The 15605-nt window shown below is 53.8% G+C and carries 15 protein-coding genes and 1 tRNA gene; 8 read left to right on the top strand and 8 right to left on the bottom strand.

The window, feature by feature from the left end; translation table 11 throughout:
- Positions 1–10: 10 nt before the first annotated feature.
- Genes ACJ9Y9_RS00415 through ACJ9Y9_RS00430 form a run of 4 tightly spaced genes read right to left on the bottom strand, consistent with a single transcriptional unit; the run spans position 11 to position 1366 of the window.
- Complete coding sequence (locus ACJ9Y9_RS00415; RefSeq protein ID WP_023338730.1) at positions 11–331, bottom strand: DUF5375 domain-containing protein; 321 nt, start codon at positions 329–331, stop codon at positions 11–13.
- Positions 328–555, bottom strand: a complete 228-nt coding sequence (locus tag ACJ9Y9_RS00420) for a hypothetical protein (RefSeq protein ID WP_023261439.1) — start codon at positions 553–555, stop codon at positions 328–330. The genes ACJ9Y9_RS00415 and ACJ9Y9_RS00420 overlap by 4 nt, the downstream gene beginning before the upstream one ends.
- On the bottom strand, positions 552–1103 hold the full coding sequence (locus tag ACJ9Y9_RS00425; RefSeq protein ID WP_023338729.1) for a host cell division inhibitor Icd-like protein: 552 nt from the start codon (positions 1101–1103) through the stop codon (positions 552–554). Before ACJ9Y9_RS00425 ends, ACJ9Y9_RS00420 begins: the two co-directional genes overlap by 4 nt.
- On the bottom strand, positions 1100–1366 hold the full coding sequence (locus ACJ9Y9_RS00430) for an AlpA family transcriptional regulator (RefSeq protein ID WP_023165627.1): 267 nt from the start codon (positions 1364–1366) through the stop codon (positions 1100–1102). Before ACJ9Y9_RS00430 ends, ACJ9Y9_RS00425 begins: the two co-directional genes overlap by 4 nt.
- Positions 1367–1903: 537 nt before the next feature.
- On the opposite strand from ACJ9Y9_RS00430, the gene ACJ9Y9_RS00435 reads away from it, so the two are divergent.
- The 5 genes from ACJ9Y9_RS00435 (at position 1904) to ACJ9Y9_RS00455 (ending at position 5382) form a co-directional block, all read left to right on the top strand.
- On the top strand, positions 1904–2647 hold the full coding sequence (locus tag ACJ9Y9_RS00435; RefSeq protein WP_407226046.1) for a capsid protein: 744 nt from the start codon (positions 1904–1906) through the stop codon (positions 2645–2647).
- A 2-nt stretch (positions 2648–2649) separates the two neighbouring features.
- Positions 2650–2868, top strand: coding sequence for an ogr/Delta-like zinc finger family protein (locus tag ACJ9Y9_RS00440; RefSeq protein WP_045408790.1), 219 nt, complete (start codon positions 2650–2652; stop codon positions 2866–2868).
- Between the two features lie 28 nt (positions 2869–2896).
- Positions 2897–3460, top strand: coding sequence for a phage polarity suppression protein (locus ACJ9Y9_RS00445; RefSeq protein ID WP_407226047.1), 564 nt, complete (start codon positions 2897–2899; stop codon positions 3458–3460).
- A gap of 305 nt (positions 3461–3765) precedes the next feature.
- Positions 3766–4848: a hypothetical protein gene (locus ACJ9Y9_RS00450; protein ID WP_407226048.1), complete on the top strand. Its 1083-nt coding sequence runs from the start codon at positions 3766–3768 to the stop codon at positions 4846–4848.
- Between the two features lie 12 nt (positions 4849–4860).
- Positions 4861–5382, top strand: a complete 522-nt coding sequence (locus tag ACJ9Y9_RS00455; protein WP_407226049.1) for a hypothetical protein — start codon at positions 4861–4863, stop codon at positions 5380–5382.
- A gap of 46 nt (positions 5383–5428) precedes the next feature.
- Here the strand turns inward: ACJ9Y9_RS00455 and ACJ9Y9_RS00460 are convergent, their stop codons facing one another.
- Together ACJ9Y9_RS00460 and ACJ9Y9_RS00465 are read right to left on the bottom strand one after the other, a co-directional pair.
- Positions 5429–6616, bottom strand: coding sequence for a tyrosine-type recombinase/integrase (locus tag ACJ9Y9_RS00460; RefSeq protein WP_407226050.1), 1188 nt, complete (start codon positions 6614–6616; stop codon positions 5429–5431).
- A gap of 162 nt (positions 6617–6778) precedes the next feature.
- Positions 6779–6873 (bottom strand) — tRNA-Sec (locus ACJ9Y9_RS00465).
- 290 nt (positions 6874–7163) lie between these two features.
- Here ACJ9Y9_RS00465 and ACJ9Y9_RS00470 point away from each other — a divergent pair.
- Together ACJ9Y9_RS00470 and yicI are read left to right on the top strand one after the other, a co-directional pair.
- Complete coding sequence (locus tag ACJ9Y9_RS00470; RefSeq protein WP_028017836.1) at positions 7164–8555, top strand: glycoside-pentoside-hexuronide family transporter; 1392 nt, start codon at positions 7164–7166, stop codon at positions 8553–8555.
- Between the two features lie 12 nt (positions 8556–8567).
- Positions 8568–10886, top strand: coding sequence for an alpha-xylosidase (yicI, locus tag ACJ9Y9_RS00475; protein ID WP_028017837.1), 2319 nt, complete (start codon positions 8568–8570; stop codon positions 10884–10886).
- An 84-nt stretch (positions 10887–10970) separates the two neighbouring features.
- On the opposite strand, the gene ACJ9Y9_RS00480 is transcribed toward yicI, so the two are convergent.
- Both ACJ9Y9_RS00480 and xanP read right to left on the bottom strand, forming a co-directional pair.
- Entirely contained in the window at positions 10971–12665 is a 1695-nt protein-coding gene (locus tag ACJ9Y9_RS00480) for an AsmA family protein (RefSeq protein ID WP_028017838.1), read from the bottom strand.
- A 119-nt stretch (positions 12666–12784) separates the two neighbouring features.
- Positions 12785–14176: a xanthine/proton symporter XanP gene (gene xanP / locus ACJ9Y9_RS00485; protein ID WP_014881972.1), complete on the bottom strand. Its 1392-nt coding sequence runs from the start codon at positions 14174–14176 to the stop codon at positions 12785–12787.
- A 225-nt stretch (positions 14177–14401) separates the two neighbouring features.
- On the opposite strand from xanP, the gene gltS reads away from it, so the two are divergent.
- Entirely contained in the window at positions 14402–15604 is a 1203-nt protein-coding gene (gltS, locus tag ACJ9Y9_RS00490; RefSeq protein WP_028017839.1) for a sodium/glutamate symporter, read from the top strand.
- Position 15605: the final 1 nt, after the last annotated feature.

Raw genomic sequence — 15605 nt, forward strand, 5'->3', positions numbered from 1 at the left:
TTTTTCTCCCTCAGTGCACAACAGGCGATTGAATGTGACGGGCGCAGAGTTCATCCATCACTGCGAGCCCGAGAAAGGACAGTGAGGGCGCGGCCTTGAGTGGTCCGTCTTCCATTAAATCTTCCAGCAGTGCACAGGCAATCTGACGGCCTTTTTCCTCGCCGTGCTGGCGCAGGTAGAAGCCCTCCAGCTCGTCGGCAATCGCACTTTCCAGCGCGTCGAGGGTGAGTTGCGGGTAGCGGTGCTGGCGTTCGCACAGGGTCAGCCATGCACAGGCCACGGCGCGACGATACAGCGCGGCGCGTAATACGGGCGGTAATGGCTTTTTCATACGTTGCCCTCCCCGGTCAGCCAGCGCTGATTGCAGCGTTCGACCACGCCGTCGAGCTGGGCGGTCATGAGGTAAATCACGGAGGTGAGCTGTAACTGCTGCGCAGGGTCACGACGAACGGTGGCGCAGTCCTGCACCTGCATCAGCTCATTGACGAGCTGGCCGACGTTGCGCATGTGCTCAAGGCATTCGAGGTCACGGGCGGTAATGGTGGTGTGTCTCATGCGCGCACCTCCGCAACCGGCAGACGGCCGGCAAACGAGAGGACGTAATCGCGAACAAGAGAAAGGCGTGCGGCGTGTTCATCACCGGCAACGGTGCGAAGCATACAAATGCGGGGTTTAAGGTCTGCGCGACGAACGGCGGCAAACACAAATACAAACTGCGGGTGTGATGAGGTGAGGGTCATAGCCATAGTGGCAACCTCCATTGAGTAGCGGTTATTGCCACCACCGGAGTTCCTACGCTCATGGGTGGTGACCCGAACGGGGGTAGGAATACCGGCCTCAATGAATACCGGCCAGCCCGAAGGCTGCCCCGCCCGGATCACCATTATCTGACAGGGGCTAAGGTGTAAACACCACAGCCCGAAAAATGGGTGTGCCTGAGCAACGACGTAAAAAAAGACGCATGGCGCGTCCGGTGTCGCCATTGAGTAACTCGGGTTCCTACGCCCGGCTGCCGATTTTGCGACAGCGGGAAAACTATACCTGGAAACGGCGAAAAGAAGCAAGCCAGAAAAAGGGGTTGTTTGCTGAACGGTCATCATCATGCGTCATAGCCCCGGTTGCGTTCGGCAATACGATCCGCCATCCATGCCGTGATTTCAGACTGCGCCCACGCCACGTTTTTGCCGCCCAGGCTGATTTGTTTCGGGAAAGCCTCCCGGCTGATGAGGTCGTAAATGGTTGACCGGGACAGGCCGCACAGATGCATCACTTCAGGCAGGCGGATAAAGCGCTCCTGAACGGCATCAGAGACCGGCATCAGTGGTGCGGCAGGGGCAGAAGACGGGGAAGAAAAAGCGGTGTGCATCGGGCTACCTCACAAAGTCCATACAGTGCCGGTCATGTCCGTCCGGCTTCGGGTAGCTCCTTATTATGTCTATATTTTTCCTCAGGTCATGTGAGATTTTTGGGGAAACAAACATTGACTTTTCGCCGTGGCAAACAAAGGAAAACGCTGGCAAACATATGCAAATCACTGCATTACAATGCAGCAATTTCTATTGCTTTTAGTTATACATTTTTCATTTTTAATCGAAATAAAGTCTAAGTGGTATAGACAGAGCAAAACAGGTGGGTGAACAGTGGTGAACAGACGGTGAACAGTCATGCCCTCAACTGTTCACCCTTTATCTTACTGTATTTCTTATATTTTTATTTAAGGTGAACAGTGGTGAATAGTTATCAGTAAAAAAACAAACGATGAGCAAGGTTTTGCTGAGACCTTTCTCTGGCAAGCCGGGTTTTGAGTGCTGTTTGTGCCAGAACTGCCACAACTGCAATCAATCGAGATGTTGTGTGATGAAGGGCAGAATCATTTCAGGTTGAACACACGGAGAGCCTGAACATGAAACCCGAAACAGTCATTACCCCCCTGCAGAATGTAGCCGCCCAACAGTCCGCAGAGAGCAGCCAGCTCACCACAGACAAGCTGAGCGCATTCACTGCGGCCAGAGACACCCACCTGGCCAGCATGCAGGAACTGAAAGAGATTGATACGTCCATTGAACGCTGTAAGCAGGAGCGGCAGACCGCCCTCAGTGAGAGTGCAGAGGCGGAGCAGGACTGGCGCAGTCGCTTCCGCACCCTGCGCGGCAGTCTCACCCCTGAAATGAAAGCTGAGCACAGCAAGCGTATCGCCAGTCGCGAGCTGGCCGACGAATTCACCGGCCTGATTGCGGAGCTGGAAACCGACCGGACACGCGCCATGCTGAATGCCTGCTCCACTGCCAGTAAATACCTGTCAGCGCATGACGATGCCTTTACCGCTTATGCCGGTGCGGAATGGGCTCAGGCGGTCAACACGCTCCCCGTCGCGCTCATACGTGCTTTCCTGCTGCGCATTCGCGCCCTCGAAATGAAGGGAGACAGTGCACCGCAGCCCGTGGCCATCGGTGAGCTGCGCGATGCGCTGAGCCGTCAGGGCAGCCTGTATCACTTCGATATGAAGCAGGAGCCGGTATTGTCCGTGACGGGCATGCACCGGCCGCAGATAACCGGTGTGGATACGGAGTTGTTACGCAGCCCGGCGAAGAGAATGAAGCTCGCCAGAAAGCTGTCTGAAAATGACGGCACTAAGGCGGAGGCATAAGTATGTTTCACTGTCCGTTCTGCAAAACCAGTGCACACGCCCGCACCAGTCGTTATCTGTCAGAGAACGTTAAACAGCGCTATCACCAGTGCGTGAATATCGAGTGCTCGGCAACTTTCCGCACGCTTGAATCCGTTGACGGGATTATCTGTTCGCCGCCGACAGAGCCGGTCATTCCTGCGTCCGAACCGGCAGCCACCGTTAACCGTGCCGGTGCGTAAGCACGACCAGTCATCAGGAGAAACTTACATGACCACACTGACGCTACAGAAAGCCTTTGAGGCCTGTCAGACAAATAAATCCGCCTGGCTGCAACGCAGGGAAGAACTGATGCAGGCCGAACAGGCATACCGCGAACAGCTTGCCGGTAGCGGCCACAGCGGCCGGAGCCTGCAAACACTGCGCGAGATTATCTACGTGAAAAAGTGGGAAATAAATCAGGCTGCCGGGCGTTATATCCGCTCGCATGAGGAGGTGCAGCGCATCAGCATACGTAACCGTCTGAATGATTTTATGCAGGCGCACGGCGCGGAGCTGGCCGCCGCCCTTGCCCCGGAGCTGATGAATTATTCCGGGCAACATTCCGCCGTTCAGCGCTGCGCCATGCAGCACTCACTCGACTATCTGCGTGAAGCGCTGCAGGTCTGGCTGGCCGCCGGAGAAAAAATTAATTATTCGGTGCAGGATAATGACATTTTAACGGCCATTGGATTCAGGCCTGACGCGGCCTCGCGCGATGATAGTCGTGAAAAATTCACACCTGCACAGAACCTGAATTACACCTGCCGCCGTGCAGAACTGGCTGCGCAGTAGTCCTTTCAAAAATCCCTGAAAATCCCGCCATTTTTACGTAAAAAAGCCATGCATGCATAAGGTGCATGGTTTTGCATGCGTTTTACCGACACTGAATCCCCCGCCAGCACCAGCACTGACGAGCTCAGAGGCCGGTCATGCACCTGCATTAAAAGCGCCCCCTTAAGCGGGCAGGCGGGGCGGGGAGAGCATTGCGCGCGAAGGTTGCATTAATTTAAGGACATGATTAAATGTTCATCACGCATCTTCTTCTGATTAGATTTCTCCTAAAATCAAAGTATTCAACCTCAACTAATGGTGAGCAAATGAGCGAAGGACTGGTCACTTTTTTCAAATATAAACAATTAGGATTCCATAAGAGAGGTGATTCATATTATGAGCCATTGATGATGGCCGATATGCTGGATTCCTTACATACTTGGTTCTCAAGTAGGACCTCATTGGCAGATACATTGCCTTGGGATGACAATACCCCCGGTTATTCTTCAAGGAAAAAAGTTTACTTGAAGGGAATTGAGCGTAACGAGAGCACTGGTGATTATGTTGTAATTTTATGGCGAGCAATTGGGAATGGGAATGGAGTTTATGGTATTCGCTCTGACTCTGCCTTAAGTGATGATCGTTTGTATAGTGCTGATGAAGAGTTAGATGGTGAAAATGTTATATGGGGGGAGCCTGCTTATTATTGGTTTGTTCCTTCTTTAAATATTTTTGCATCAATAAAATTTCATAGTTCAATTTCAGATACAGAACTGATGAATAAATATCTTCGTGATTTCATGACACTGCATAGTGATATTAAAACAAAGCGTCGAGAAACGAAGGAAGGTAAAAGTGGTAATTATTTAAGTATATCTTTTGTTTCTGCTTCTGGCGAGAACTTGTGGCTTAGGATATATAGTGAACAATATACAAAATTAACAAATGAAGCCGACTTAGATAGAATCGCAAACCAGATAACGCACTTCGTCAAACGAGATGTGATTAGCGCATCAGTTCAGCCAGATGCTGGCTGGACAAGGTATTTTAGAGGTCTTCCATTCATTTCTAGTGAAGTAACAAGAGATACTCGAAAAATTGAATTAACTATAGAAGCCTCTCCTACAGGAGAAGAGTTGCGCTCCATTTTTGAAACGTACAATGAAGACTATAATGTTAGTGCTGGTGATTGGGCCAACTTAGGTTTTAGAAAAGAAGGAGTAGGGGGAACATGTTGGTTAAACGAGTTCGTTGTAAGGAATACATTATTAGTTAGTGATATAGGTCAGTATGATGATTCAGGGTTTTATACGACTAGTAGAATTTTGAATGCCTTGCACTTAACTAGAGATAATTTACTGGCTGCCTTTACAAGTTCTCCGGACTCCGAAGAACAGGCGAATTCTTGATTGGTGATGTTTATGAAAGATCAAACTCGAGAGCGTCTTAAATATCTTCATATCATTCCATTGGTTGCTATTGTTTGGGCTAGTTTTGCATATCGATCTGATATTACAAGTCAGGATTTAGACCCATTAATTTCTATTCTACAAAATGTTTCTGTAATGGTTTTCACTATAATGGGAATATGGATAGCATATCTATATCCTAATGCAATATTGAGGATTACGCAGCCATCAAAAGTGGATGCTATTTTTTCAGATGAGGATAGTGAGCGAGTCAAGATCATTGTTGGTGTTGTAGTTCTATCCGCAATAGTGTTATCTCTTCTTTTAATAGGGGTTGTTTTAAAACCGTTCATCATTAAATCTTGGCTGTTTATTCATGCCCCAAGTTTTTTTGTCGCCATTGGTATTTTTTCTTTGCTAATATTGAGTTATTTACAACTTATAGCTCTTTATATTGTGATTGCATCTAATGTTAACTTTATAATTGAACTGAAAAATAAAAAAAATAAACATAACCTTAATAGTAGATTGTAATATTGTAATCACTGGCAGTCTTATTGTTAGACTGCCAGTCCATATTTTATAATGAAATATTAGAGTGAGGGGAAAGTATTCTATCTGCATACCACTGCAACATACATCTTCTTTTTTCTATATACTGAGCATGATTATAGGTACCTCGAATGCTATTCTTGTCAACATGAGCTAATTGCATTTCAATCCAGGCGCTATCAAATCCTTGCTCATGAAGTATGGTCGACATAGAATGCCGAAACCCATGACCAGTAGCCCGTCCTTTATAACCAAGCAACTCAATTACTTGTGAAACGCTTTCTTTCGAGATTGGTTTACTACGGTTATTTCTGCCAATAAAAATATAGGGATAATGTCCCGTGATAGGTTTCAGTTGCTTGAATAGTTCTGTTACCTGAGCTGATAACGGCACAAGATGAGTTCTGCGCATTTTCATTCTTTCTGCTGGGATTTCCCATATACCTTTCTCAAGATCAACCTCATCCCACGTAGCAAAGCGCATCTCTTGGGTTCGTACACCGGTAAGCAAAACTATTTTAGTCGCATTTTTCGTAATGATACTGCCGGTATACGCTTCCAGATCCCGAATGAAATGAGGTAACTCTTCGGCAGATAAAAAAGGATGGTGTTTCTGCTTAGGCACTGCCAGAGCGATTGCCAAATCAGGTGCTGGGTTGTATTCAGCGCGGCCAGTGATAATTGCGTAGCGATAGACCTCGCCGCACCTTTGGCGCACTTTTCTGGTCTTCTCCAGCGCTCCACGCTTTTCTATTCGTCGTAGTACCTCAAGCAGTTCCAGCGGTTTAATCTCACTTATATGGCGCTTACCGATGTATGGGAAAACATCTTGCTCAAATGTTTTAATGATTTCTTCGCGGTAGGCCACTGTCCAGCGATCGGCTTTGTTTGAATGCCACTCCCGACATATGGCTTCGAATGAGTTTTCTGTGGAGAGCTGCTGTGCCAGCTTTTGAGCTTTACGTTCTTCGACTGGATCAATGCCATTTGCTACCTGCTTGCGTGCTGTTTCGCGTTTGTCGCGAGCCTCTGCAAGCGAGACGAGACTGTAGGAACCAAATGACATTAACCGGGCTTTACCTGCAAACCGGTAGCGGAACCTCCATCCTTTGCTCCCGTCGGGATTTATGAGCAAGGATAAACCTTGTCCGTCATTAAGAGTGTAGGGCTTGTCTTGTGTCTTAGCGCGTCGGATTTGTATGTCTGTAAGTGGCATGTGTATAAGTGAAATCTGTGTATAAAAAAATTATACACAACACTATACATATTTTTCGTGGATTTAGGGAGATTCCCTCGGACTGATACGGACGCCTTTATTAGATAACTTGCTGTAAATAATGGATTTAAAGGACTTTATCGGACATGGGGAGATGATATTTGGCGGAAGATCACAGGAGTCGAACCTGCCCGGGAACGCTGGCGTCCCCAACTGGATTTGAAGTCCAGCCACCTCACCGGAGATGACGATCTTCCGCGCCTGCATTGCTACATGGAGGCGGGGCGCATTATAGCTACTTTCAGGCATTTACCACATACCCCACACCACTTTTTTCACCTCTCTTTTGACCTGTACACCCTTGTTTCAGGTAATTCCTAAGAAAATCCTCATGTTAGCCCTCCGCTCTCCCGGACATTTACCGCGATCACAAAAAACAAGAAACGTAATCTGCTAACCAGAAATCGCAATACCCGCCTTTGAAACAATGGTTTAAAACCAATGTAACCGGTCTCAGCGCCCCCTACAGCGTGAAGGATATAAAAAGATGAGCGAAGTATTGTCAGTAAAAGAGAAGATTGGCTACGGCATGGGAGACGCTGCCAGCCACATCATTTTTGATAACGTCATGCTGTACATGATGTTTTTCTACACCGATATCTTCGGCATCCCTGCCGGGTTTGTCGGGACGATGTTCCTGCTGGCGCGCGCGCTGGATGCTATCTCCGATCCGTGCATGGGGCTGATTGCCGACCGCACCCGCAGTCGCTGGGGCAAGTTCCGACCGTGGATATTGTTTGGCGCCATCCCGTTTGGCATCGTCTGCGTGCTGGCCTACACTACGCCGGACCTCAGCCTCAACGGTAAAATGGTTTACGCCGCCGTTACTTACACCCTGCTGACCCTGCTCTATACAGTCGTCAACATCCCCTACTGCGCGCTGGGCGGCGTGATCACCAACGACCCGACGCAGCGTATCTCCCTTCAGTCCTGGCGCTTTGTGCTGGCGACCGCGGGCGGAATGCTCTCCACGGTGCTGATGATGCCGCTGGTGAACCTGATTGGCGGCGACGATAAAGCCTTTGGATTCCAGGGCGGGATCGCCGTGCTGTCGGTGGTCGCGTTCCTGATGCTGGCGTTCTGCTTCTTTACCACCAAAGAGCGCATCCAGGTCCCACCGAGCACCACCTCCATGCGTGAAGACCTGCGTGATATCTGGCGAAACGACCAGTGGCGCATTGTTGGCGTGCTCACCATCCTCAACATCCTTGCCGTCTGCGTGCGCGGCGGGGCGATGATGTACTACTGCACCTGGATCATGGGCTCGCCGGAGGTGTTCGTCGCCTTCCTTACCACCTACTGCGTTGGCAACCTGATTGGCTCCGCGCTGGCAAAACCGCTCACCGACTGGAAGTGCAAGGTCAGCATCTTCTGGTGGACCAACGCCGCGCTGGCGGTGGTCAGCGTGGCGATGTTCTTCGTGCCGATGCATGCCACCGTCCTGATGTTCGGCTTCATCTTCGTTATCGGCGTGCTGCACCAGCTGGTGACGCCGATTCAGTGGGTAATGATGTCCGATACCGTCGACTACGGCGAATGGACCAACGGCAAGCGCCTGACCGGCATCAGCTTTGCGGGCACGCTGTTCGTGCTGAAGCTCGGCCTGGCGCTGGGTGGGGCGATGATCGGCTGGATGCTGGCAGGCGGCGGCTACGACGCGGCAGCCAAAACCCAGAACAGCGCGACCATCAACATCATCATCGGCCTGTTTACCCTGGCACCGGCGATCTGCTACGTGCTGAGCGCCATTATCGCCAAACGCTACTACACGCTGAAAACCCCTTTCCTGACCAAAATCCTGGGCGAGCTGGCGCAGGGCGCGCGCCGCAATCAGCAGGAGTTTGAAAACCTGCCGGTCAGCAAAGAATTGCAGAACTAAGAGGACGAGAGTATGAAAATCAGTGATGGAAACTGGCTTATTCAACCGGGCCTGAACGTGACCTATCCGGTGCAGGTGTTCGATGTGGAGCAGCAGGGCAATGACCTGGTGGTGTATGTGGCGCCGCGCGACGTGCGCGAACGCACCTGGCAGCTCGACACGTTGATGTTCACGGTGCGCCTGTTTGCCCCGCAGGAAGGAATCGTCGGGGTGCGCATCGAGCACTTCCGGGGCGCACTGAATAACGGCCCGCACTATCCGCTGAACGTGCTGAAAGACGTGAAGGTAGAGATTGAAAACAACGCCGAATTTGCCGAGCTGAAAAGCGGCAGCGTCAGCGTGCGCGTCACCAAAGGCGAGTTCTGGGCGCTGGATTTCCTGCGTCACGGCCAGCGTATTACCGGCAGCCAGCTGAAAAACAACGGCTACGTGCAGGATACCAACACCAACCGCAATTACATATTCGAACGTCTGGATCTGGGCGTGGGTGAAACGGTCTATGGCCTGGGTGAACGCTTTACCGCCCTGGTGCGCAACGGGCAAACGGTCGAAACCTGGAACCGCGACGGCGGCACCAGCACCGAGCAGTCCTACAAAAATATCCCGTTCTACCTGACCAACCGCGGCTACGGCGTGCTGGTGAATCACCCGGAAAACGTCTCGTTTGAAGTCGGCTCCGAGAAGGTCTCCAAAGTGCAGTTCAGCGTGGAAGGGGAATATCTCGAGTATTTCGTGATCGACGGCCCGACGCCGAAAGAGGTGCTGAACCGCTATACGCAGTTCACCGGGCGTCCGGCGCTGCCGCCTGCCTGGTCGTTCGGCCTGTGGCTGACCACCTCGTTCACCACCAACTACGACGAAGCGACGGTAAACAGCTTTATCGACGGCATGGCCGAGCGCGACCTGCCGCTGCACGTCTTCCACTTCGACTGCTTCTGGATGAAGGCCTTCCAGTGGTGCGATTTCGAGTGGGACCCGGTGACCTTCCCGGATCCGGAAGGGATGATCCGCCGCCTGAAAGAGAAAGGGCTGAAGGTCTGCGTGTGGATCAACCCGTACATCGGCCAGAAATCCCCGATCTTCCGGGAGCTGAAAGAGAAGGGCTACCTGCTCAAGCGCCCGGACGGCTCGCTGTGGCAGTGGGACAAATGGCAGCCGGGGCTGGCGATCTATGACTTCACCAACCCGGAAGCGTGCCGGTGGTATGCCGACAGGCTGAAAGGTCTGGTGGAGATCGGCGTCGACTGCTTCAAGACCGACTTCGGCGAGCGTATCCCGACCGACGTTCAGTGGTTCGACGGGTCCGATCCGCAGAAGATGCACAACCACTACGCCTACATCTATAACGAGTTGGTGTGGAACGTGCTGAAAGAGACGGTGGGGGAGGAAGAGGCGGTGCTGTTTGCTCGTTCGGCGTCCGTGGGTGCGCAGCAGTTCCCGGTGCACTGGGGCGGCGACTGCTACGCCAACTATGAATCCATGGCCGAAAGCCTGCGCGGCGGGCTGTCGATTGGCCTGTCCGGCTTCGGGTTCTGGAGCCACGATATCGGCGGGTTCGAAAACACCGCTCCGGCGCACGTCTACAAACGCTGGTGCGCGTTCGGGCTGTTCTCCAGCCATAGCCGCCTGCACGGCAGCAAATCCTACCGCGTGCCGTGGGCGTACGATGACGAGTCCTGCGACGTGGTGCGCCACTTCACGCAGTTGAAGTGTCAGCTGATGCCGTATCTGTATCGTCAGGCGGCGCTGGCGCGCGAGTTCGGCACGCCGATGCTGCGCGCGATGATGCTGGAGTTCCCGGACGATCCGGCGTGCGATTATCTCGACCGCCAGTACATGCTGGGGGATTCGGTGATGGTGGCACCCGTGTTCTCCGAGGCGGGGGACGTGCAGTTTTATCTGCCGGAAGGACGCTGGACACACCTGTGGCACAACGACGAAATTCAGGGCAGCCGCTGGCATAAGCAGCAGCACGATTTTATGAGCCTGCCGGTCTACGTGCGCGATAACACCCTGCTGGCGCTGGGCAGCAACAACCAGAAGCCGGACTACGCGTGGAACGAGGGGACGGCCTTCCAGCTGTTTAACCTGGACGACGGCGCAACGGCGGTGAGCGAAGTGCCTGCGGCGGACGGGTCAGTGGCGTTTACGCTGAAGGCGTCACGTCGGGGCGATATCGTGACCTTTACCGGTGCGGGAGACGCACAAAACTGGTCGGTGTGCTTGCGCAACGTGCAGAAGGTGAGCGGCGTGAAGGGCGGTTCACTCGCGGGCAGCGAGTGGGGTGTGGTGGTGAAAGCCGAGGGGGATGAGGTGGTGGCTCACTTCTGAGCTGGAAAAATGCCCGGTGGCGCTTCGCTTACCGGGCCTACATGGGATCGTAGGCCGGGTAAGGCGAAGCCGCCACCCGGCTATTTACTGTGCCGGAGCCACCGTCGACACTACACCGCCCGTCATCGTCTGCTGCACCTGCTGCTTATCCATATTCACTGCATTCAGTTTCCCGTTAACGGTTGGCTTCAGCGGGGCTTTGTCCTGCACGCTGCCGCTGGCGGTGAGCTGAATATTGCCGTCACCCGCAATCGGCAGCGCTGGCCAACCCCAGTGCTCGATCACGTTCAGCGGCACACCGCGCCCGTTCAGGCTAACAGTGGTTTGCCGTTGCGGCAGTTGTGAAACCGTCGCCGTGGCTTCCAGAATGCCTTTCTCAGTAAACGCGCTCAGGTCAGTAATATTCACCGTGGCAGCATTGGCATTCAGTGCCAGTGACGGGCGACGTACATCCACGCGGTTAAAGGTTGCCGCCGCGCCATTCAGGGTTGCGCTACCGCCCCAGACGCCCCACTGGCGATCTTTCACCAGTTGCAGGTTCGCGCCATAGCCATCAAGAGAGGTGATCTGCCACGGGAAGGTCGGATCGATGTCGATCACCAGGTTGCGGCTCAGACCGAATTTTTGCAGCGTCACGCTGTTCAGCCATTCCGGCAGAGGCTCCATCCACAGCGTTTTCCAGTTCTGCTGCAGGGTATATTCCAGCCCGGCGATGGCGACATCGTCCAGCACCAGCGCTTTACCGTCGCGCTGCCAGTTGCCAGAGGTGCGCACCATGCCGCCTTCCCAGCGGGAGGTTAGCTGGCGCAACGCCACGCCCTGCGGAGAGAATTCCGCATTCAGGATTGGGTCAAACAGATGCAGCGAACCGTAGATGAATTCGCTGGCGTTCATGGATAAACGCCCTTCCTGGCTCTGCCAGTCGCCTTTACTCAGCGTCAGGTTGCGCAGGCTTAAATCAAGGTCAGTAACTGCCCAGTCCGGGCCCTGCAGGCGGGCATCGGTCACGTCCAGGCGGCCAATCTGCAGAGAGGGGATGGTGGTCAGCGGTGCGAAGAAATCCATCAGTGTTTTATCGCTCTGCAGGCGGATCTCGTTCAGACGCAGGGTGTCGATGATCCAGCTTCCGTCAGCGTTACGCAGGGCGGAGCCGGTGAGTGAACCGCGGGCCATATCGGCACCGATGGTGTTCAACACCACTTCCTTGCCGTTCAACTGACCCTCGATCAACACGTTGGTGGACGGCACGCCGTTCAGGGTGAGCGATCCTGCGCTCATCTGGATCTGCGCATTTTTACCCAGCACGTTGCCTGCTTCTGGTTGCCATGGGCTGACACCCCCCGTGACTTTCTGGGCACTTAAATCCCACTCCGTATTGGGGCTGTTAAAGGCCATGTTGTTCAGTTGCAGACGGTCTGCCTGGAAGGGCAGCGGCGCAGTCTGAGGAGAAAGGTTCAGCGTGCCATCGAACAGGGAGATGGTGTCCATATGCAGCGGATCGGTAACCTGTCGGCTACTGAGGCCAATATCGACTTTTTTGGCAACCAGCGTGGCGGGTTTGCCATCCCGGCCAAAGGTGACGTTTTCCAGAATGATGTGGGAAGGCGACGAAAAGCGGTGATTCATCTTGTCGAAACTGAGCTCGTAGTCGGTATTTACCGTCACCCAGTTGCTGACCTGACTCGCACCCCAGCGGGTCTGGAGCAGGATATAGAGCGCCAGAACCACAATCAGCACGGCTACCAGAAGATAGACGAGTAGCTTTCCAATAAATTTCATGGTCTTCCATCCCGCAAAACGCACATAAAGGAGTTATGCACGATTTATGCGCAATCCTCAAGGCGGGAATGGTGTAATAAGATGTCACGGCAGGCATTGACTGCCTGCCGTGAGAGAGATCAATTTTTCTCAGGCGGGAATACGAGGTTCAGCACGATAGCGGTGATACCGCCCGCGGCAATGCCGGAAGAGAGCAGATTTTTCACCCAGTCCGGGGCAAACTGCAGGATCAGCGGCTGCTGAGACACACCCAGACCCACGGCCAGCGACAGCGCGATAATCATAATTGCACGGCGGTTCAGCGGTTCGCGGGAAACGATACGTACGCCGGAAGCGGCAATTGTGCCAAACATCACCAGCGTTGCGCCGCCCAGTACCGGCTCAGGAATGTGCTGCACAAAGCCGCTTACCGCCGGGAACAGACCGAGAACAATCAGCATCAGCGCCACCACAAAACCGACGTAGCGGCTGGCAACGCCAGTCAACTGGATCACGCCGTTGTTCTGGCCGAAGCAGGAGTTCGGGAAGGTATTGAATACCGCAGAGACAAACGAGTTCAGGCCGTTCGCCAGCACGCCGCCTTTCAGGCGCTTCATGTACAGCGGGCCGGAAACCGGCTGCTCGGAGACGTCTGACGTGGCAGTGATATCGCCGATGGTCTCCAGAGAGGTGATCATAAAGACCAGCATCAGCGGCAGGAGCAGGCCCCAGTCAATGCCCAGGCCGTAGTAGAGTGGTGTTGGAACGGTGATCAGCGCGCTGTTGGTCGGCGCGGTGTTCTCTGGCAGCATGCCCAGCGCCCACGCCAGCAGATAACCCGCCGCCATGGCAATCACCAGCGAGGCGACGCGCAGATACGGGTTGCGCTGACGGTTAAGCAGAATAATGATCGCCAGCACGACACCCGCCAGCAGCAGGTTTTTCGGCGCGCCGAAGGTGTGGTCGCTCATTGCGGCATAGCCGCCGCCGATGGAGGTGAGGCCCACCTGGATCAGCGACAGGCCGATAATCATCACGACGACGCCAGACACCAGCGGGGTGATGACGCGGCGAGCCAGATGCAGAACGCGGGAGATGACCATTTCAGTGCAGCTTGCCAGCATCAGCGTGCCGAACAGCGCTGCCATCATCGTCGGCACATCCGCACCGCCGGTTTTCAGCGCTGTACCACCCATGATCAGTGGCGCCACGAAGTTAAAACTGGTGCCCTGAATCGACAATAAACCCGACCCCACCGGACCCCACGCTTTAATTTGAATAATCGAGGCCACGCCAGAGGCAAAGAGAGACATGCTGATGATGTGCTGAGTGTCCTGAGCCGGTAAACCGAGCGCCTGGCAGATCAGCAGCGCCGGGGTGATCACCGCAACAAACATCGCCAGAAGATGCTGGCAGGCGGCGAAAAGCGTTTGCGGCAGCGGCGGGCGGTCTTCAAGGCGGTAAATCAGTTCGCTATTTTGCTTCTGCGCAATCGGTTGCGCATCAGGCGACTCTATGGTGTTAACGGACATCGGCGGCAATCCCACGGTGGAAAAGCGGGCATTTTATCTGACCATCTGGTAAAAGCAAACGATTGCCAGCAAAAAAAAGGAAGAAAATCTGCCGCTTTGAGCAGGTTTTCTACAACGTATCGGGAAAAAAAATTACACTTTTTGCGCCGGTGGCTCATGAAGAGCGAAAACCGGCCCAGGATAACGCCGCGTGTGTATGGAACACGCGCAATACAGGAGCCTTCTATGATTCATCTCGATACGTTGTCGACCCTTGTTGCCGCAACGCTGGTCTTACTGCTTGGCCGTAAGCTGGTGCATAGCGTTTCCCTTCTGAAGAAATACACCATTCCCGAACCTGTCGCCGGTGGCCTGCTGGTAGCGCTGGCCCTGCTGGTGTTGAAAAAGAGCATGGGCTGGGAAATTGATTTTGATATGTCCCTGAAAGACCCGCTGATGCTGGCCTTTTTTGCCACCATCGGCCTGAATGCCAACCTCGCGAGCCTGCGGGCAGGGGGTAAAGTACTCGGCGTATTTCTGATTGTGGTGGTTGGGTTGCTGCTGATGCAAAACGCTATCGGCATCGGAATGGCGACGTTGCTGGGGCTGGATCCGCTGATGGGGTTGCTGGCCGGGTCAATTACATTGTCTGGTGGACACGGTACCGGCGCGGCGTGGAGCAAGCTGTTTATCGAGCGCTATGGCTTTGAAAACGCAACTGAAGTGGCGATGGCCTGTGCGACCTTTGGCCTGGTGCTGGGTGGACTGATTGGTGGCCCGGTGGCGCGTTATCTGGTGAAGCACTCCACCACGCCGGACGGCAGGCCGGACGATGAGCTGGTGCCGACCGCATTCGAAAAACCGGATGTCGGGCGCAGCATTACTTCACTGGTGCTGATTGAGACCATCGCAATGATTGCCATCTGCCTGACGGTGGGGAAAGTGGTTGCGCAATGGCTGGCAGGTTCCGCGTTCGAACTGCCGACGTTTGTCTGCGTGCTGTTTATCGGGGTGATCCTGAGCAACGGTCTGGCGCTGATGGGTTTTTATCGTGTGTTCGAACGTGCGGTTTCAGTGCTGGGCAACGTTTGTCTGTCGCTGTTCCTCGCAATGGCTCTGATGAGCCTCAAACTGTGGGAGCTGGCCTCGCTGGCGCTGCCGATGGTGGCCATTCTGGCGGTGCAGGCACTGTTTATGGCGTTGTACGCGATGTTTGTTACCTGGCGCATGATGGGCAAGAACTACGATGCGGCGGTGCTGGCAGCGGGTCATTGCGGGTTTGGTCTGGGGGCAACCCCAACGGCGATTGCTAACATGCAGGCGATCACTGAACGCTTTGGCCCATCGCATATGGCGTTTCTGGTGGTACCGATGGTCGGTGCGTTCTTTATTGATATCGTCAACGCGCTGGTGATTAAGCTGTACCTGATGCTGCCGATATTTGCCTGAG

Source organism: Enterobacter sp. CPE_E1241 (genome assembly GCF_045618265.1).
Classification (GTDB): Bacteria; Pseudomonadota; Gammaproteobacteria; order Enterobacterales; family Enterobacteriaceae; genus Enterobacter; species Enterobacter adelaidei.